Source organism: Paraburkholderia sp. RL17-337-BIB-A, from assembly GCF_046025895.1.
GTDB lineage: Bacteria > Pseudomonadota > Gammaproteobacteria > Burkholderiales > Burkholderiaceae > Paraburkholderia > Paraburkholderia fungorum_C.
This window is the reverse complement of record NZ_JARESY010000002.1, coordinates 1445623-1465433: the sequence shown is the minus strand read 5'-3', so window position 1 is coordinate 1465433 and position 19811 is coordinate 1445623. Positions and strand designations below refer to the sequence as shown.

14 protein-coding genes and 1 pseudogene are annotated in these 19811 nt (G+C 62.2%); 8 read left to right on the top strand and 7 right to left on the bottom strand.

Translation table 11 applies throughout. The features are described 5' to 3' along the window. Positions 1–159 precede the first annotated feature (159 nt). The gene (locus P0D84_RS27455; protein WP_408341788.1) at positions 160–1377 is read right to left on the bottom strand and encodes an MFS transporter; all 1218 of its coding nucleotides are present in this window, start codon (positions 1375–1377) and stop codon (positions 160–162) included. A 128-nt stretch (positions 1378–1505) separates the two neighbouring features. On the opposite strand from P0D84_RS27455, the gene P0D84_RS27450 reads away from it, so the two are divergent. Then, positions 1506–2444 (top strand): LysR family transcriptional regulator, encoded by a 939-nt coding sequence (locus P0D84_RS27450; protein ID WP_408341787.1) that lies wholly within the window; start codon positions 1506–1508, stop codon positions 2442–2444. A gap of 20 nt (positions 2445–2464) precedes the next feature. Here the strand turns inward: P0D84_RS27450 and P0D84_RS27445 are convergent, their stop codons facing one another. After that, on the bottom strand, positions 2465–5122 hold the full coding sequence (locus P0D84_RS27445; RefSeq protein WP_408341786.1) for an ATP-binding protein: 2658 nt from the start codon (positions 5120–5122) through the stop codon (positions 2465–2467). A 194-nt stretch (positions 5123–5316) separates the two neighbouring features. Between P0D84_RS27445 and P0D84_RS27440 the strand changes: the two genes are divergently transcribed. The 3 genes from P0D84_RS27440 to P0D84_RS27430 all read left to right on the top strand — a co-directional run bounded on the left by P0D84_RS27440 (position 5317) and on the right by P0D84_RS27430 (position 9082). Then, on the top strand, positions 5317–6555 hold the full coding sequence (locus P0D84_RS27440) for an MFS transporter (protein WP_408341785.1): 1239 nt from the start codon (positions 5317–5319) through the stop codon (positions 6553–6555). 100 nt (positions 6556–6655) lie between these two features. Beyond that, positions 6656–6925 carry a hypothetical protein gene (locus tag P0D84_RS27435; RefSeq protein WP_408341784.1) on the top strand — a complete coding sequence of 90 codons (270 nt, stop codon included), beginning with the start codon at positions 6656–6658 and terminating at the stop codon, positions 6923–6925. 477 nt (positions 6926–7402) lie between these two features. Further along, on the top strand, positions 7403–9082 hold the full coding sequence (locus P0D84_RS27430) for an ABC-F family ATP-binding cassette domain-containing protein (protein WP_408341783.1): 1680 nt from the start codon (positions 7403–7405) through the stop codon (positions 9080–9082). A 439-nt stretch (positions 9083–9521) separates the two neighbouring features. Here P0D84_RS27430 and P0D84_RS27425 read toward each other — a convergent pair. The 5 genes and pseudogenes from P0D84_RS27425 to P0D84_RS27405 all read right to left on the bottom strand — a co-directional run. Then, positions 9522–9665, bottom strand: a pseudogene (locus P0D84_RS27425) (enoyl-CoA hydratase); the annotation flags it as partial. Continuing rightward, the gene (mmsB, locus tag P0D84_RS27420; RefSeq protein WP_408341782.1) at positions 9665–10567 is read right to left on the bottom strand and encodes a 3-hydroxyisobutyrate dehydrogenase; all 903 of its coding nucleotides are present in this window, start codon (positions 10565–10567) and stop codon (positions 9665–9667) included. The pseudogene P0D84_RS27425 and the gene mmsB, both read right to left, overlap by 1 nt. A gap of 124 nt (positions 10568–10691) precedes the next feature. Next, positions 10692–12209, bottom strand: a complete 1518-nt coding sequence (locus P0D84_RS27415; protein ID WP_408341781.1) for a CoA-acylating methylmalonate-semialdehyde dehydrogenase — start codon at positions 12207–12209, stop codon at positions 10692–10694. Positions 12210–12268: 59 nt separating this feature from the next. After that, positions 12269–13960 (bottom strand): AMP-binding protein, encoded by a 1692-nt coding sequence (locus P0D84_RS27410; RefSeq protein ID WP_408341780.1) that lies wholly within the window; start codon positions 13958–13960, stop codon positions 12269–12271. Between the two features lie 175 nt (positions 13961–14135). Beyond that, positions 14136–15269, bottom strand: coding sequence for an acyl-CoA dehydrogenase family protein (locus P0D84_RS27405; protein WP_408341779.1), 1134 nt, complete (start codon positions 15267–15269; stop codon positions 14136–14138). A gap of 345 nt (positions 15270–15614) precedes the next feature. On the opposite strand from P0D84_RS27405, the gene P0D84_RS27400 reads away from it, so the two are divergent. From P0D84_RS27400 to P0D84_RS27385, 4 genes are all read left to right on the top strand, one after another. After that, complete coding sequence (locus P0D84_RS27400; protein WP_408341778.1) at positions 15615–16661, top strand: AraC family transcriptional regulator; 1047 nt, start codon at positions 15615–15617, stop codon at positions 16659–16661. 82 nt (positions 16662–16743) lie between these two features. Next, the gene (locus P0D84_RS27395; RefSeq protein ID WP_408341777.1) at positions 16744–18444 is read left to right on the top strand and encodes an NfeD family protein; all 1701 of its coding nucleotides are present in this window, start codon (positions 16744–16746) and stop codon (positions 18442–18444) included. Continuing rightward, on the top strand, positions 18441–19214 hold the full coding sequence (locus tag P0D84_RS27390; protein ID WP_408341776.1) for a slipin family protein: 774 nt from the start codon (positions 18441–18443) through the stop codon (positions 19212–19214). Before P0D84_RS27395 ends, P0D84_RS27390 begins: the two co-directional genes overlap by 4 nt. Before the next feature lie 138 nt (positions 19215–19352). After that, positions 19353–19610, top strand: coding sequence for a DUF4148 domain-containing protein (locus P0D84_RS27385; RefSeq protein ID WP_408341775.1), 258 nt, complete (start codon positions 19353–19355; stop codon positions 19608–19610). Positions 19611–19811 lie beyond the last annotated feature (201 nt).

The following is a 19811-nucleotide window of genomic DNA, read 5'->3' as shown; positions in this document are numbered from 1 at the left end:
GCGGGGCTTGCACCCGCTGGAAAGCGCCACCTTTTCACGGCGCACACCCGGAGCGGTCCTTCAGCTCGTTTCTTCGGATGTCCCAACAGCGATCAAAAGCGGTCGATCCTTCCATACGCTTAAGGAAGTGCGATCCGTTTGATGCGACCACTCGATCGTCTATCGCGCTTCACGCCCCTTGTAGTCGGCGCTTGCCTCGCATTGCGCCGCAAACGGTCGCCGACCGGACGCGAGAATGATCTGCGGCAGCATCGAGGCGCTGGCAAAGACGAGCCCAACGCCGCACACACCCGGCCAGTGCCACACGCTCCACGCATAGTTGCCAAGCGTCGCGCCGATCGCCCCGCCCGCGAAGCGGCATGTCATGTAAAGCGTGTTGGCGCGACTCATCGCAGTGCTCTTAACCGCCAGGCTGCGCGCCATGTTCGAGACATGGGCGCTTTGCATGCCGAGGTCGAGCAGAATCACCCCGACGATGAGCCCGCCGATGCTCGAGCCTTTCCACGCAAGCACCACGTACGAGGCAATGAGGACAATGCTGGCGGCGAAGATGATACGACGCGGATCGCGCGTATCGGTCAGCTTTCCCGCAGCATAGGACGCGCTCGCGCCGGCGACGCCGACAAGCCCGAACAACCCCGCCGTCTCGCTGCCGTAACGGGCGTCGAGGCCGTGCAGATGAAACGCGAGCGTGGTCCAGAAGGCGCTGAATGCGGCAAATTGCAACGCCGCGATCGAAGCGGTCTGCCGTACGACGGGCTCCTCGCGCAGCAACGCAAACAGCGAACGCATCAACGCACCATAGCTGCCCGAGAAGGTCGGCTCGACGCGCGGGAGCACGCGCACAAGCATGACGGCAACACCCACCATCGCGACTGCCGCGAACCCGTAGACGGCGCGCCATCCGAAATGCGCTGCAATCGTGCCCGATACCGTGCGAGAGACGAGGATGCCGCAAAGTAGACCGAACATCACGATTCCGACGGCCTTGCCGCGGTTTTGGGGCCCCGCAATCTTCGCCGCATAAGGCGTGAGCAGTTGCGGCGCGACACTCGCCATGCCCGCGGCAAAGCTTGCCGCTACGGCCCAAGGCAGCGTAGGCGCCGCCGCCAATGTGAGCGCGAAGAGCTTGCGGAGTTCGATCTTGTCCCCGAGCGGAATGAACAGGAGCAAGCCCAGCGCATAACCAGCCTGCGCAGCGATGGAAACCGCGCCGGCCTGACCTTCGGTAGCGCCGAACGTATGCGCGAAATCGACAAGCAGCGGCTGGTTGTAATAGTTGTTGGCGACGACGAGTCCGGCTGCGAGTGCCATGACCCAATAGATCGACTGTTTCATCTGCGTCCATCCTTTGCCGGAAATGTTCGAAGCGCTCACGCGCTCGATCCGAGACGTGGCGTGCGGGCTTTTGCGGTTTTGCGCACAGGGGAATGTAGACTATTCCTCGTCTCGGGAGTACGGTCGTACAGCGGTAATGATTCTTGCGATTTAAGGAAAGGTGACCAATGGACCGATTCGACGCGATGAATGTGTTTGTCCGGGTGGTGGAAGCCGGCAGTCTGTCTGCCGCGGCCCGTGCCATTCCGATGTCGCTGACTTCGGTGAGTCGCCACTTGTCGGCGCTGGAGACGCAATTCGGCATGCAGCTGCTGCGCCGCACGACACGGCACATTGCGCTGACGAACGAGGGGCGCCTATTTTTCGAGCGCGCGAAGTCGATCCTCGCGGAGCTGGACGAAGTGGGCACGTTGCTCAGCGCGGGCCGCAACGAGCCGGCAGGCCGTTTGCGCATCGCTGCGCCCACGCTGCTCGGCCGAACCGTCATCGCGCCGCTCCTGCCGTGCTTTCTTGCGCGCCACACCGGCGTTTCGGTCGAGCTGCTGCTGATCGACCGCGCCGTGAATCTCGTCGAGGAGGACATCCACCTCGCGATTCGTGTGGGCCGCCTGCCCGATTCGGCGCTCGTGGCACGCAAGCTCGGTGACGTACGCATGATCGTTTGCGCCGCGCCGTCTTATATCGAGCGCCGCGGCGCGCCTTGCTCGCCTGACGAGCTGCGCCAGCACGACTGCCTCGTTTTCTCCGACCAGCCTGGCCCCGTCGATTGGCGCTTCAAGTCCGCAGGCACGCGCCATTCCGCGCGCATTACAGGCCGCCTCTGGGCCAACGCGCTCGACGTCCTGGCAGCCGCGGCGATCGACGGTGCGGGCATCGTGCGCGCCCCCTCGTGGCAAGTGGCGAACGACATCGAGCGTGGCCGGCTGCGGCGCATCCTTCAGGATTACGAGACAATGCCTGCGCCCGTGAACGTGCTATTCGAACGCGCGCGGCGCACGTCGCCCTCGGTGCGGGCCTTCCTCGACTACCTGGTCGAATCGACGGAAACGGGCCCGCTCGCGGGCATGTCCCGTTCCAGTGCAGCGCTCGGCGCGGCAAACGGGTGATATCCCATTACGCCGGGCGCCTACGCTACGTGTTCGTCTGTGATTCTTAGCTCCCACGCTTTCGCACCCTGAGCGCGTGCGAGCGTCAACGCTTGTTGCAAAATCAACGACCGTGGCGCTCGCCGGGATGACCTCTTCTCCGATAGCGTCCGAGACTTGACTCTCATCAGTTCGGGGGCGTTCCAAAACTGTCCAGCGGCGTCGCCTGCCAGCCGGGCATTAATGAGGCTGACTGCTTCTCGCGTACGTCCCTGTTCCAGCATTGCGTTCGCAAAGTCGGCCAGGAATACGGAATAGGCCGGATCAAATCCACGGGCTTGAAGCGTCTCCAGTGTCGATCGAAGCTCAAGGAAAGAGACAGCATTGGGGTCCTGGAATACTTTCGCCCATAGTAAAAAAGCCGAACCATAGAGTCCCCAGAAGTGCAGGCCGTGATTTCCTGCCACCTGGTTAAGCTGCTGCGACACACGCTGGACTCCTTCCACGTCTCCTGAAAGCGCTGCCACGGTACAGCCTCCCTCCGCAAGGGCACAGCACAAGGTGCAGGCGTGGTCGAGTGCCATAGCCTCGTCAATCGCGACCTGGGCAGCCCGTCGAGCTTTGGCCGTGTTCCCCATTAACCACAGAACGCGGGAAAGAAAGGCCCAACCCGCTACGCGCTGGTCCATGCCGAATCTGAAATGGGAGCCATGACGTTCGTCGCGTGTATAGCTGTCGAGCATGGATTCAATTTCAATCAAAGCTTCAGTGTGATTACCCAAAAAATGAAGAGATGTCCCGATCAGACGACGTGCTGTCAGAAGCGCTGCCTGATCGCGATGCCTCAGGGCTAAATCGGCCATGCTTTTCCCGTGCTGGAGGGCCTGGGCGTAGCAGCCGCTACGGAGATGATAAAGCCATAGACCGTATTCAGCCTGCAGTTGCGTTTCCGCGTCGTCCAGCCGGAGCGCGAGATCGCTGGCCCTGGTCCAGGCCCGCCCATTAGCGGGAACGGGTCCACGTGACCAGGTCAGCGACGTGGCCAGTGCGGCCTGAATCATCATCTCCTGCCGCTCCTCAACGGGAGGAACTTTCGTTTCTTCCAGTACGTTCGTAATCCGCTGGCGACACTCGTCGTAGAGTGATAGTTGTATCCAGAATGGGGCCGAGTTCGCGAGGATGAGCAGTCCCGTGGCGCGGCGCTTACTATCTGACAATGACCAGTCAAGAGCGGCCCTGATATCGTCAATGTGGTGTTCGTATTGTCGCTTCCATTGCGTCGTGGGTAGCGACATCCAATCCTGTTGGGCTTGAGAAATCAATTGCTCAACGTAGCGGGCATGCTTTTCGGTCATGGCCGCCGTGCGGTTCGCAAGCTGCTCCAGGGCGTATGCCCGCACCATGGTTAGATAGCGATAGCGAATCGGCTGGGTTCCGGCCTGCAACGTGATTAGCGACTTTTCAACGAGGCTGCAAAGAACATCAACCAGTCGGTTGGGCCTTTCCAGCCTGGTGGATACGATGCGTTCTGCGGCAGCGACGGTGAAATCGGCAGGAAAAATGGCCAACTCCTGGAACACCGCTTGTTCTGCGGAGTCGAGTAATTGGTAACTCCACTGCAGAGCGTCACCAAGCGTGCGATGGCGACCTGGAGTCTGGCGTTTCTGAGCGGCAAGCAATCCGGACGAGACGGCTAAATCCTCGGTGACCGCTGCGAGACCCAGCGATGGCACGCGAGCTGCGGCGATTTCCAATGCCAGTGGAACCCCATCGAGCGCCCTGCATAACGCCGTAACCTGCTCTACGTTCGTTTCGGTAAGCGCGAAATGATAGTCCGCGGAAGTGACACGGCGGACAAACAGTTCAACCGCACTATAGGTTCTCGCGTTTGCTGCATTGATGGTGTGCGGAGGTAACGCGAGGGGACTGAGCCGGTACACCTGCTCACCGTCCAGCCCCAATGGGGTCTGGCTGGTGAGCAGCACGCTCAATTGAGGATCAGATTCCAGCAGCCGCTCGAGGACCGCCGCACAGGCCGACGTAACGTGTTCACAGTTATCGACGACCAGTAGCGCCCTTCCCGGATGAGGCGCTAACTGTGTGCTGGTTCCAGCAAGCCCCGCCAACGCGCTCGAAATAGCTGGCGTTACTAAGGCTTCGCTTAGTTGCGACAAGTCGGCGAAGTAAACCCCATCGGGGAAACAAGGACTGGATTCTGATGCGGCCTCTATCGCCAGGCGAGTCTTACCTATGCCGGCAGGGCCTGTGAGCGTGCATAGCGTCTGGGTAGCCAGCAGCCGGCTCAATTCCAGTAGCTCCGTAACGCGGCCGATCAAAGGAGACCGTGGATTCGGGAGTCCGACTCGTGCTTGAGGTGCGCCTATGGACGACGTGACAGCCCGATGCGCCTGCACTGAACCTGTAAAACGATAGCCCCGACCAAATTCCGTCGCAATCAGGTCCCTGTCGTCCCCCAGTATTTTTCGCAACGACGAGATCTGCGCCTGCAGGCTGTTTTCCTCGATGACTTCCTTCGCCCATATCCGGGACAGAAGCAAATCTTTGGATACGACCTGGCCTGCCGTACCGACAAGCTGGACCAGCACGTCCAGCGCACGCTCGCCTACGTCCAGTCGTACGCCGTCTCTTAACAATAGCCGCAAACGTGGGAACAACTGGTAACGGCCGAAAGCAACCATATCGTCGTCGCGGGAGTCAGGGCCCTTCGACGGCCTTTCATGGCGAGTCTTTGTACCTGTAGGCATTTCTTAATGTCACATCGCAAGATTGCGGGGATCAACGGCAATTTCAGACGTCTGAAATTGTAGGCCAAAGACTTCTTGTGTGCGCTGCATCAGGATGAAGGTCCCTGTACTAAGTCGTGAGTCTGGACATGTCACCCAATACGGTTGGTAGCGAATCTCCGGCGCAGTGCGCCGCCCCTGAAGAGCACGGGTTAACACATCACCTGGACAGTTCATTGCTAATGGTGATGGCGGTTGCCTGCGGTATCTTCGTCGCTAATATTTACTACAACCAGCCGATCCTGGAACTATTGCAGCAGGCTTTCCCACGATCGATTGGCCTCGTCAATCTGGTTCCGACGGCGACACAACTGGGTTTCGCCTGTGGTCTGTTTTTTCTGGTACCTCTGGGAGACCGGATTGATCGGAGAAAATTGATTCTCTGGCAAGCAGCAGTGTTAATCGCGGCATTGGTATGCCTTGCTGCAGCCCCGAATGCCTGGTTGCTGGTAATCGCTTCAGCGGCAGTAGGTATTTCAGGATCCGTTGCCCAACAGGTTGTACCGTTCGCGGCAGAGCTAGCCGGATCCAATCGCCGTGGCCAGGTCGTCGGTACCGTGATGAGCGGCCTGCTTTGCGGCATTCTGCTGGGAAGGGCCGTCGGCGGATTTACTGCCGATCATTGGGGCTGGCGTGCCACGTTCTGGCTAGGGGCCGCGATGACCGCCATTATCTGGGTCATGTTGCTAGTCAAACTCCCACACAGTGAACCCAGGACGAACCACAGCTACTTTGGTCTCATGAGGTCACTCATCGAGTTGTGGCGAGAAGAACGGTCACTGCGCCGTGCAACGTGTATTCAAGCCGCGATGTTCGGTTCCTTTATTGGGCTATGGACAATTCTGGCATTGCGTCTGCATGAGGCCTTCGGCTTGGGGGCTGATGTGGCAGGCCTCATGGGAATCGTTGGCGCGGCGGGTATTCTGATTGCCCCACTTGCCGGCCGTGTCGCCGATCGTCGTGGACCCCATGTCGTTATCGGACTTGGTTGCCTGATCATGCTGCTGTCATACGCGGTTCTGGGCCTTTGGGGCAGCCTCGCTGGCCTGGTCGTCGGCATCATCCTGCTGGACTTCGGTGAGCAGTCGGCTCTCATTTCCAACCAACATGTGGTTTACGCTCTTCGACCGGAGGCAAGAAGTCGGCTCAACACGCTATTCATGAGCGGAATGTTCGTAGGCGGCGCCGCGGGTTCCTGGGGAGCAAGTATCAGTTGGCGACTCGGTGGATGGCATGCAGCATGCGTATTTGGTGGCGCGTTGGCGTTGCTCGGGTTCGTTCTCCATTTCTCAGGGAGACTGGCTGCTTACGCCACCACCAGGAGTTGAAACGTCGACAGTGGTCGAAAGCAACCGGAAATAGAACGGATGCCTCCCCCGTAAGAGCCGACGAACGTAACAGTTCGAAGGAATCAGGAAACTTTCATTCATGAACTCCTCACACTTTTCTGGCGCTCATGGCACGTTGTCGTTACTGACGGAAATTGATCCGCAGACGGAGACGATTAACCGTACGATGCGCCTCGAAGCTTCAGCGGATGGTCGCAGCGTGCTCCTGGTCGCACTAGATATTCGCAAGCCTGGCAGCCAGCGGGAATGGCGTGTCGAGATTACGCCGGAAGAACTTATTGCACTGATTCGCGCGCACGGTACGGAAGTATCGGGATATCTTGTCGATTTCGAGATTCAGGTGCGATAGGCAGGCACGATCCATCAAGTCAATGGGCTTGGACTATTGTCGAGAGCGAATCGCCACGTACTACCGGATTTCGCTCGATGAACTGTTGCGAGAGCAGTGCGCGACAGATCGAGTTGGCTGCGACGACGTTCCGAACGACCGCTTGCGGCTTTCAATGGGTCGTTGGGAGCAGATTGGTCAGCGGCAGCTCCTGGGCCGGGAGCACGCATTCGCCCCGCCTGCCGGAGAGCTGCCGTCGATGAGTCCAACGGCCGCTCTAGAGAGCGTTCGCCGAGCTGGTGCTATCGGCCAGGAGCCGCCACTCACCGTTTGTTCGCTGGCCCCGCAGCCGGAACGCCCGGTGCGCCAGTGCCCGCCTCGCTTTGTGGCCGATGGGCGCCGCAAAGCGCAAGCGGCTTTTCACTCGTGCGACCAGAAAAGAGACAGCCCTGTACGTCCGGTCAGCTATCATGCCTATCCCCTCCAAAGTAGCTCCTTATGATTTCCGTCCGTAATGTCACGCTGCGCCGTGGCGTCAATGTCGTACTCGACCGCGCGTCCGTCACCTTCACCCCCGGCGAAAAGATCGGCCTTGTCGGCCGCAATGGCGCCGGCAAATCATCCTTCTTCGGCCTTCTCAACGGCACTTTGCACGAAGACGGCGGCGAGTTCTCGATTCCCGCTGCATGGAAGATGGGCCAGGTCGCGCAGGAGATGCCGGAGACCGAGCAGAGTGCGACCGACTTCGTCATCGAGGGTGACACCCTACTGCTGGCCGCGCAGGCCGAAGTGGCCGCCGCTGAGGCCAGCGACGATGGCATGCGCATGGCGCACGCCTACATGGCCCTGCACGACGCCGGTGCCCATGATGCCCCCGCGCGTGCCCAAGCGCTGATCCTGGGCCTTGGCTTTAGTGCTGCGCAGCTTAGCCAGCCGGTCAACAGTTTCTCCGGCGGCTGGCGCATGCGACTGCAACTGGCGCGCGCGCTCATGTGCCCGTCCGACTTGCTGTTGCTCGACGAGCCGACCAATCACCTCGACCTCGACGCCCTGGTCTGGCTGGAAGCCTGGCTCAAGCGCTATCAAGGAACCTTGGTAGTGATCAGCCACGATCGCGAATTCCTCGACGCGGTGACGCAGGTGACGGTGCACGTCGACAACGCCCAGCTCGTGCGTTATGGCGGCAACTACAGCAAGTTCGAAGAGATGCGCGCTGAGCAACTGGTGTTGCAGCAGGCCGCGATGGCCAAACAGGCGGACAAGATCGCCCACCTGCAGAAATTCATCGACCGTTTCAAGGCCAAGGCCTCGAAGGCAAAGCAGGCGCAGAGCCGGGTCAAGGCGCTCGAACGCATGGAGAAGATCGCACCGGTGCTTGCCGACGCCGAGTTCACCTTCGAGTTCAAGGAGCCGCTCAACGTCCCGAACCCGCTGTTGTCGATGCTGGACGCGAGCTTCGGCTACCCGGCACCGACCGACGCACCGCCGGACACGCCGCCCACGGTCATCGTGCGGGGCATCAACCGATCCGTGCTGGCCGGGCAGCGCATCGGCATTCTCGGTGCCAACGGCCAGGGCAAGTCCACGCTGGTGAAGACGGTGGCGCACGAGCTGGCGCCGATTGCCGGCGAAATCAGCGAAGGAAAGGGCCTGAACATCGGCTACTTCGCACAGCAGGAACTCGACGTGCTGCGTCCTCTCGACACGCCGCTGGAACACATGATCCGCCTTGCCAAGGAGACGCCGGCGCACCTGCGTGCCCCCGGCCAGAGCGGCACCGAACAATCGCTACGCACCTTCCTCGGCACCTTCAATTTCAGTGGCGACATGGTCCATCAGGCGGTCGGCACGATGAGCGGCGGCGAAAAGGCGCGGCTCGTGTTGTGCATGATCGTGTGGCAGCGACCCAACCTGCTGCTGCTCGACGAGCCGACCAACCACCTCGACCTGGCCACACGCGAAGCGCTAGGCATGGCACTCAACGAATTCGAAGGCACAGTGATGCTGGTCAGTCACGACCGGTCCCTGCTGCGCGCGGTCTGTGACGAGTTCTGGCTCGTCACCAAGGGTGGCGTCGAGCCCTTCGACGGCGATCTGGACGATTACCAGCAGTTCCTGCGCGACGAAGCCCGTCGCATGCGCGAGCAGGCTGCCGGGGAGCAGAAGGTCATCGCCTGAACTATAACCCTCGGGCAGTTCCAGTTTGGAAGCTGCCATAGCGCTCGCATCGAATCGGAGGGGCACTTACGGCCGAAAAGTACGCATTCGTCGATGTCGCAGCGGCTGTTCACGATTTTCGTTTTCGAACGACCGCTGTGCTGCAGTGAGCGGGCATCCCGACATCAACATGCGAACGGCGGCTCTGGCCGAAAGCCAGCCGAGCGACCTGAAAGTGCTAGGGCCGGCAGAGCAGGCAGTCGCAACTAAAAGAGACGGGATGTGGAGATTTGGGCAGAATCCTCAGTAATCCGCCGGCTGAGGTGAGTCACGCACCTTTCAGAAAGACTACAGACTTATCTGGCGACTGCTCATTCAAGCCAACTCTGAAACTTGGCGCAAAAGAGGAAGAATCGGCACTTATCTCCTGCCCGAGTTAAAGATTTATGGTTCCCGGACCAGCCCGCACGCACGCTTCGCCGTTCAGACGCTCGACGGTCTGCTGTAACTGCAGCAAACCATCCGGCGTGAACGCGTTCGCGGGTGGTCATTTTAGCGTCAGCAGCGGGACGGCGCCGTGGTGTGAGTAGTCGAGTTCGATCATCACGCGTCTCCGTCCTTGCCGTCCCGGCGATAGAGCTTGATCACCGCCGAGAAGTCCAGACGTCCCGCGCCCTTCGTGCTCATCGTCTGATAAAGCTGCTGCGCGAGCGCGCCGAGATACACCGGTTGACGCGCGGATTTCGCGGCGTCGGTGGCGAGGCCCAGGTCCTTGAGCATCAGATCCGTGCCGAAGCCACCGGTATAGCCGCGCGTGGACGGCGCGGTTTCGATCACGCCGGGCATCGGGTTATACGTGTCCGAACTCCAGCAGCGGCCCGTCGAGGTATTGATGATGCCGCCCAGCACTTTAGAGTCGATGCCGAGCGCCTCGCCCAGCGACATCGCCTCGGCCACGCCCGCCATCGTGATGCCGAGCACGAGGTTGTTGCAGATCTTCGCGACCTGGCCGGTGCCGGTCTCGCCGCAATGCACGATGTTCTTGCCCATCGACGCCAACACCGGTTTCACCCGCTCGTAAACCGCCGCACTGCCGCCGACCATGAAGGTCAGCGTGCCCGCCGCCGCGCCGCCGGTGCCGCCCGAAACGGGCGCGTCGACGAAGCTGTTGCCGTGCTGCGCGGCCAGTTCGGCGAACGCCTTCACGCTTGCCGGGTCGATAGTGCTCGAATCGATGATCGTCACGCCTTTCGCAATGCCGGCGAACACGCCGTCGTCCGCTGTCAGCACGCTGCGAACGTGCGCGGCAGCGGGCAGCATCGTCACCACACACTCGACGTCGGTCACCGCTGCTTTCGGCGAGCCCCCAGCTTTAGCCCCGGCGTCGACCAGCGCCTGCACCGCCTGCGCGTTGAGGTCGAATACGTTGACCGTGTGGCCCGCCTTGAGCAGATTGAGCGCCATTGGCGCGCCCATGTTGCCGAGTCCGATAAAGCCTATTTTCATGGTGTCATCTCCTGTCGATGGGAGTTAGGGCTTTAGCCATTACTCCCATCCCATGCAAAGCTGTCGATGGGAGTTAGGGGCTCAGCCCTTACTCCCATCCCATCCAAAGCATCGACCTTGGAAATCAGCGCAGGCTGATCGTCGTATTGACGCCGTCGTTGACGGTGTCGTCGTCGAACCAGCGGGCGGTGACGGTCTTAGTCTGCGTATAGAACTGCACGACCTGCTTACCATAGGGTCCGAGGTCGCCGAGTTTCGAGCCACGCGAGCCGGTAAAACTGAAGAACGGCACGGGCACTGGAATCGGAATGTTGATGCCGACCTGGCCGATATCGATCTCGCTCTGGAACTTGCGCGCCGCCGCACCGCTCTGCGTGAAGAGGCCCACGCCGTTGCCGAACGGATTGCTGTTGACGAGCGCGATCGCGTCATCGAGCGTCGCGGCGTTCAGCACCACCAGCACCGGGCCGAAGATTTCCTGGCGGTAGATCTCCATCTCGGTGGTGACATCGGTAAAGACCGTCGGGCCAATGAAGTTGCCTTGCTCGTAGCCCGGCACCGTCACGCCGCGGCCGTCGAGCGCCAGCGTGGCGCCCTCTTTCACGCCCGTTTCGATCAGGCCGAGAATCCGTTGCTTCGCCGCGCGTGAGACCACCGGCCCAATGTCCGTATTCGGCTCGTTGCCCGCGTTGACCTTGAGCGTCTTCGCCTTCGCGACCAGATCGGGCAGCCATTGCTGCGCGGCGCCCACCAGCACGACCACCGAGGTCGCCATGCAGCGCTGTCCCGCTGCGCCAAAACCGGCACCCGCCAGCGCGTTCAAGGTCTGCTTACGATTCGCATCGGGCAGCACGACCGCGTGATTCTTCGCGCCCATCATCGATTGGACGCGTTTGCCATGTTCGCTACCGAGGCGATAGACGTGCGTGCCGACCGCCGTCGAGCCGACGAACGAAATCGCCTTCACCAGATCGTGCGTGCAGAGCGCGTCGACCACGTCCTTGCCGCCGTGCACGACATTCAGCACGCCCTTCGGCACACCGGCTTCGAGCGCCAGTTCAACCAGTTGCATGGTCGACATCGGATCCTGCTCGGACGGTTTCAGTACAAACGTATTGCCGCAAACGATCGCCATCGGAAACATCCACAGCGGAATCATTGCGGGGAAATTGAACGGCGTGATGCCGGCGCATACGCCGATCGGTTGACGCAACGTGTACGTATCCACACCACCCGCCACGTTTTCCGCGAATTCACCCTGCTGCAAGGTGCCAATCGAGCAGGCGTGCTCGACCACTTCCAGCCCGCGGAAGATATCGCCTTCCGCATCGGGAATCGTCTTGCCCTGCTCGGCGCTGAGGGCCTTCGCGATGCGCGGCGAATGCTCGCGAATCAGTGCCTGGAACTTCAGCATGATCCGCATGCGCGCGCCGATCGGCGTGTCCTTCCAGGTCTTGAACGCGGCGTGCGCGGAGCGGATCGCTTCGTTCACTTCGTCGGCGGTGGCGAACGGTACGCGCGCCAGCACTTCCTGCGTAGCCGGATTGACGATGTCGCGCCATTCAGTGGTTTTGGATTCGACGAACTCGCCGTTGATCAGCAGTTTAACGGTGGCGGCATGGTTCGAAGCAATTGCGCTCATGCTGGAACTCCTGTGCAGTGGCCGCCTGGCGGCCGAACAGTGACGGGAAATAAAAATAATCAACGCAAGTCCGGAAAATCTTCTTCCCAATACTCGCCGGGCAGGCGCGCGGGCTCGGCCTCGCGCTCCATTTCGCGGCGCCGCAGTTCGACGCGGCGAATCTTGCCGGAGATGGTTTTCGGCAGCTCGCTGAATTGCAGGCGGCGAATCCGCTTGTACGGTGCCAGTTTTTCGCGCGAGAACGCGAAGACCGCGCGGGCGAGTTCGGGGCTGGCTTCGTAACCCTGACGCACGGTGACGAACGCTTTGGGCACCGACAAACGCAACGCGTCGGCACTCGGCACCACGGCCGCTTCGCCAATCGCCTCGTGTTCGATCAACACGCTTTCGAGTTCGAATGGACTCAGCCGGTAATCGGACGATTTGAAAACGTCATCGGCGCGGCCAACGTAGACGTAGTAGCCGTCCTCACGGCGCATCGCGACGTCGGAGGTGCGGTAGAAACCGTTGCGCATGGCTTGCGCGGTGGCGTTGGGATTGTTCGCGTAGCCGGTCATCAGACCGAGCGGACGGTCGGCCAACGGCAGCGAAATTTCGCCTTCGGTGACGGGTTGATCGTCCGCATCGAGAAGCTCGATCCGGTAGCCCGGCAGCGGACGGCCCATCGAGCCCGGCACCACCGGTTGCCCCGGCGGGTTGCCGATCTGGCAGGTCGTTTCGGTCTGGCCGAAGCCGTCGCGAATCGTGATGCCCCACGCATGTTTGACGCGTTCGATGATCTCGGGATTCAACGGCTCGCCCGCGCCGACGATCTCGCGCAGCTTCACCGGATAGTCGGTGAGATGCTCCTGCACCAGCATGCGCCAGACGGTGGGCGGTGCGCACAGCGTGGTGACGTTGAAACGCACCAGCGCGTCGAGCGTCTCTTTCGGGACGAAGCGCGGAAAGTTGAAAACGAACACGCAGGCCTGCGCGTTCCACGGCGCGTAGAAGCAACTCCACGCGTGCTTGGCCCAGCCCGGCGAACTGATGTTCCAGTGGATGTCGTTCGGTTGCAGGCCGATCCAGTACATCGTGGATAGATGCCCGACCGGGTAGCTCTGGTGCGTATGCTCGACCAGCTTCGGTTTGGACGTGGTGCCCGACGTGAAATACAGCAGCAGCGGATCGGTGGAGTGCGTGACGCCCTCGGGCGTGAATTCAGGCGATGCGTCATAGGCCGCGGCGAGGTCGATCCAGCCGTCGCGCGGCGCGCCGACGGAGATGCGGGTGAGCGGCACGTCGAGTGCATCGAACTTGGCCAGCTCCGCGCTATCGACTACCACGAACGTCGCGCCGCCAATCTGCACGCGGTCGCGCACGTCGTCGGCGGAAAGCTGGGTGGTGGCGGGCAACACGATCGCGCCGAGCTTCATGGCCGCGAGCATCACGTCCCAGAGTTCGACGCGGTTCGGCAGCATCAGCAGCAATTTGTCGCCGCGCCCCACGCCGAGGCCGCGCAGGAAGTTTGCCATGCGCGCCGAGCGCTCCGACATTTGCGCGTAGGAGAGGCGCACGCCGTCGCTGGCCGGATCGTCGACGATCCACAGCGCGGGGCTGTCGTTGTTTCGCGCGATCACGTCGAAGTAGTCGAGCGCCCAGTTGAACTCGCCCGGCGCCGGCCACGCGAATTCGCGGTAGGCGCGCTCGTAGTCGGTTCGATGGCGCAACAACAGATCGCGCGCTTCGAGAAAGCCCTTCGCTGCAGTCATCGTCGTCTCCTGTCGGTCGGAGTTAGCGTGTCGACCAGAGTTAATGCTTTATCACTTACTCTGGTCCCATAGCGCTTACTCCGATCCCATGCTGGCGCGGTATGCGCTCTGTTTTTTGCCTCTGCTTCTTACTACTAGCAAGCTATTTTGCACTCAAACGCCGTCTAACCTGCGTTTAAACATGGCGTGCGATAACCATCCGCTGCACTTCGCTGGTTCCTTCGTAAATCTGCGTGATGCGGGCATCACGATAGTGGCGCTCCACCGCATAGTCCTCGAGATAGCCGTAGCCGCCGTGAATCTGGATCGCGTTCGAGCAGATTTCCTCGGCGAGTTCCGACGCAAACAGCTTGGCCTGCGAGGCCTCGGACAAACACGGCCTGCCCGCCGTGCGCAGCCGCGCCGCGTGATGCACGAGCAGGCGCGCGGCGTTCAGGCGGGTCGCCATGTCGGCGAGCATGTTGGCGATGGTCTGGTGGTCCTTCAGCGCCTTGCCGAATTGAATGCGTTCGTTCGCGTAGCGGCGTGCGGCGTCGAATGCGGCTCGCGCGATGCCGACCGCCTGCGCCGCGATACCAATGCGGCCACCCTCGAGATTCGACAACGCGATGCGCAGGCCTTCGCCCGGTTCGCCGAGCAGATTGGCTTCGGGCACCGCGCAATCGTCGAGCGAGATCGGGCAGGTGTCCGAGGCGCGAATGCCGAGCTTGTGTTCGGGCTTGCCGACGTTGAAGCCCGGCGTATCGGTCGGCACGATGAAGGCTGATAGACCACGCTTGCCGCGCTCAGGATCGGTGACGGCAAACACGATCGCGATATTGGCGCGCGCGCCGTTGGTCACGAACTGCTTGTTGCCGTTGAGAATCCATTTGCCGTCGCGCAGCACCGCGCGGGTGCGCAGGTTGTTCGCCTCGGAGCCGGCTTGCGGCTCGGTCAGGCAGAACGCGCCGATGCGGCGGCCCGTGGCGAGGTCTTGCAGATAGCGGTCTTTTTGCGCGGCGGTGCCGAAGTTCAGGATCGGCCCGCAGCCAACCGAGTTGTGCACGCTCATCAGCGTGGCGCAGGCGGCGCAGCCCGCGGCGATCTCTTCGAGCGCGAGCGCATAGGCCACGTAGTCGGTATAGGAGCCGCCCCACTCGGACGGCACGATCATGCCGAGAAAGCCGAGCTCGCCCATTTGCGTGACGACTTCCGCCGGCAGCTTCGCGTCGCGATCCCACTGCCCGGCGTACGGCGCGAGGCGTTCGGTGGCGAAGTCGCGGGCGGCGTCGCGGATCATGCGTTGTTCGTCGGTGTAGAAGCTGTCCATGGGCTCGGTCCTGTTATGTGCAGCGAGTCGCGGTGGCGAGGCGCATGCGCTTCGACTCGCGGTGGCGCCGCCTCATCATCCACGGTTCGTCGCGGGGGCGTGATGGGCCTCTCTCCGCGACCTTGCCGCGGCCTCGCCGTGTGTCGCCGGGCGATGCGGTCCGCTATCGGTTGACGCCAAGTGTAGGGAAGCGGTGGCACACGTTCGATGCTCAGCCCGATCATTCTGGCTGAGCGCATTTGCCATGGCGGTATCATGTCAACCCGGTTCGGGCCGCGTTTTCAAAGGCTTAGCGGATCGTGACAAGGAAAATGTTGAGCGCGTTTGCCAGACCTTCACGAAAATATGAAGAACCTCAAGAACGATAAAGGCACGATTTCCGTCAGTCTGGTCGATGAGACCCTCGCGCTGGCACGCGCGCGCGGTTTCGATGCGCTGCCGCTCGCCGAAGCCGCCGGCATTGCGGGGCCGCTGCTGGCGTCGCCGAAGAGCCGCGTGTCGTCGGCGCAGTACGGCGCGCTGTGGGCCGGCATCGCCCGCGCGCTGGACGACGAGTTCTTTGGCCAGGACTCGCACCGCATGAAAAGCGGCAGCTTCATCGCGATGACACAAACGGCGCTGACCGCGCGCAACGGCGCGCAGGCGCTCGCGCGTGCGGTCCGCTTCATGCGCCTGGTGCTCGACGATCTAAGCGCGCAAATCGAAACAGATGCCGGGCGCGTACGGCTCAGGTTCATGGAACGCGAAGGCATGAGGCCACCCGCGATGTTCGCCTATGCGACCTACTTCATCCTTGTCTATGGCCTGTTGTGCTGGCTGGTCGGGCGGCGCATTCCATTGCTCGAGGCGCGCTTTCGCTGCGCCGAGCCGCCTGCCGCGCATGAATACCGTCTGATGTTCTGCGACGATATGACCTTCGATCAAGCCGAGTCATATGTCGACCTGTCGCCGGCGTTTCTCGAACTGCCGGTGATCCAGACCACCAAGTCGGTCAAGCCGTTCCTGCGCGACGCGCCCGGCAGCTTCATCGTCAAATACCGCAATCCCGGCTCGCTCGCCGCGCGGGTGCGCAAGATGCTGCGCGCGCTGCCGATGGCCGGCTGGCCCGCCGCCGATCAGATGGCGGAACGCTTGCATGTCGCCGAGGCCACCATGCGGCGACGTCTGAAGCAGGAAGGCTATACGTATCAGTCGATCAAGGACGACTTGCGGCGCGACATCGCGATCGGCGAACTGCAGGACACCGATCGTACGATCGCCGACATCGCCACCTCGGTGGGTTTCGCCGAGCCGAGCGCGTTTCACCGCGCGTTTCGCAAATGGACCGGCATGCGGCCGACCGATTACCGGACGGCGCGTGCGGATTTCACGCGTCGCCCGGAATCGGACTAAGCTGTAATGAGCAGGCCAGCCAATTTGGGGTATCGGCCCGCGCCTGCCGATACCCGTCGACATGGCGCGGCAGCCGTCAGCGATGAGTACGTTTCCGCGTCTCCCGTTCCGGCAGTCTGGTCCGCGCCCTGCGCTTATCCGTGGCGGTGTCGTGGGCCGGTTGATGCGCGGCATGACCGCGTTCGGCGTACTGTTGGCGCTCGGCTTCGCATTGTGCGAAAACGCGCCGCGCGGGTGGGTCGCCGAGACCGCTCAGGCCGCGGTGGCGCCGAATAGCGTTGTCGTGATTCCCGTGAACGGCGCGATCAGTCCGGCCAGCGCCGACTTCATCGTGCGCAGCCTGCAGCGCGCCGCCGAAGAACGCGCGCAACTCGCCGTGCTGCAACTCGATACGCCCGGCGGGCTGGATACGTCGATGCGGCAGATCATCAAGGCGATTCTCGGCTCGGCGGTGCCGGTTGCCACGTTTATCGCGCCGAGCGGTGCGCGCGCGGCGAGCGCCGGCACTTATATCGTCTACGCCAGCCATATCGCGGCGATGGCCCCGGGCACCAATCTCGGCGCGGCGACGCCGATCCAGATGGGCATCGGCGGGGCGGAGCCGCCTGCGGGCGGCGGTATGCCTGGATTGCCGGGCACGGGAGGCGGAAGCGGCGCCGGCGCCCAAAAGAACGAGCCCGGCGTGCCTGCCTCAGCCGGTTCGACGAACTCAGCCGGTTCGGTGAACTCAGCCGGTTCGACGAGCTCAGCCAGTTCAGCGAACCCAGCCAACTCGTCCGCGAGTACGCCCAGCGCCTCCCTTCCGCTCGACACCCAATCCACCGAACTGCGCAAGCAGGTCCACGACGCAGCCGCCTACATCCGCGGCCTCGCGCAAATGCGCGGACGCAACGCCGACTGGGCCGAACGCGCCGTGCGCGAAGCCGTCAGCCTGTCGGCGAGCGAAGCCCTCGCGCAGCACGTGGTCGATCTGAACGCGCGCGACATTCCCGACCTGTTGCGCCAGCTGGACGGCCGCACAATCGGCACGAGCCACGGCGACGTCAAACTCAGCACCGTCAACGCACCGGTGGTCACGCTCGAAGCCGACTGGCGCAGCCAATTCCTCGCGGTCATCACCGACCCGAACGTCGCGCTGGTTCTGTTGATGATCGGCATGTACGGCCTCTTTTTCGAGTTCGCCAATCCGGGCTTCGTGCTGCCGGGCGTGGTCGGCGCCATCAGTCTGCTGATGGGCCTCTTCGCGATGCAGATGCTGCCGGTCAATTACGTTGGACTCGGCCTGATCTTTCTGGGCATCGCCTTCCTGATCGGCGAGGCGTTTCTGCCGACTTTCGGCTCGCTCGGCTTCGGCGGGGTGGTCGCCTTCGTGATCGGCGCGCTGATGCTGATCGATACCGACGTGCCCGGCTATGGCATTCCGCTGCCCCTGATCGCGGCCGTGGTCGTGTTCAGCGTCGCGTTTGTGTTCGGGGTGTCGAGGCTCGCCTTGCACGCGCGGCGCAAGCCGGTGGTGACCGGCTCGGAAGGGCTGATCGGCAGTGTCGGCGTCGTGCTCGACGGTGGCCTGCTGCCGGAAGGTGGCCTGCTGCCGGGGGATGCTACGGCAGACGCAACAGCGGGCGGTACGCTGGCCGGCTGGGCGCAGGTGCACGGTGAACGCTGGCGGGTGTCCAGCACGGCCCCGGTCGCGGCCGGTCACGCGGTGCGCGTCACGGCGCGGCGCGGACTGACGCTGACCGTGGTGCCCGCGGAAACACGACAACAAGGAGAACGCTCATGATCGGTTTCACATTCGGCTTCAGCAGCATTCTGATTCTGCTGGTGATCGCGCTGATTGCCTCATCGATACGGATTTTTCGCGAGTACGAACGCGGCGTGGTGTTCATGCTCGGGCGCTTCTGGAAGGTCAAGGGGCCTGGCCTCGTCCTGATCATCCCCATCGTGCAACAGGCGGTGCGCATGGATTTGCGCACCATCGTGTTCGACGTGCCGCCACAAGACGTGATCACGCGCGACAACGTTTCAGTGAAGGTCAACGCGGTCGTGTATTTCCGCGTCGTCGATCCGGAGAAGGCCGTGATACAGGTGGCGCGTTATTTCGAGGCGACCAGCCAGCTATCGCAAACCACGCTGCGCGCGGTGCTCGGCAAGCATGAACTCGATGAACTGCTGGCCGATCGCGAACAACTGAACGCCGATATTCAGAAGGTGCTCGATGCGCAAACGGATGCGTGGGGTATCAAGGTGTCGATCGTCGAGATCAAGCATGTGGACATCAACGAAACGATGATCCGCGCCATTGCTCGTCAGGCCGAAGCCGAGCGTGAACGGCGCGCCAAGGTGATTCATGCGGAAGGTGAATTGCAAGCCTCGCAGCATCTGCTGGAGGCAGCGCAGACGCTCGCGAAGCAGCCGCAGGCCATGCAGTTGCGTTACCTGCAAACCCTCACGACGATTGCCGCCGACAAGAATTCGACAATCGTGTTTCCGCTGCCGATCGATCTGCTGAGCGCGGTGCTGGATCGCTTCGGCAAACCGTCGCCGTCCTGAATCGGGATCGCGCGCGGGTTCAAGCGGGGCCGATTGAGTCACTGGATGAAACGGTGCATTTCCTTCAACCGCCTTACTCGAAAGGCTTACGAAAATTAAAATCTTGAGGTGTTTTTAACCGCTCCATAGGAGCTCATCATGAAAATCGCTTCACTCGTTGGACTCGGCGCGCTGTTGGCCGCCGTTGGCATGAACAGCGCGTTTGCGCAGACCTCGCGGCCTTACGACCCATCGGCTCCGAAAACGCGCGCCGAGGTGAAAGCCGATCTGGCCGAATGGCTCGCCGCCGGCTACGATCCGCTCGACTGGATCGACTATCCGCAGAATGCGCAACGCGCGGGTCGCATTGTCGCCGCGCGGCGGGCGCAGCAAGCGGGCGGGAGCATGACGCAGTAAGCAGTTTCATCGTTGTCTTGAAGCGGCATGCCGGGCCGCCCGCGACCGCAAGGGTCGCCGGCGACGTGGGTCTCGCATGCCCGCAGCCTGCACGTCAGTCATCTGCCTCTCGCTCGCCGCCCGGCTTCCGCGCGACTTTTCGCGCGACTTTTCGAGGTTAGCTTCTGCCCGAATCGTTTCAATCCACGTCATCCCGCCAGG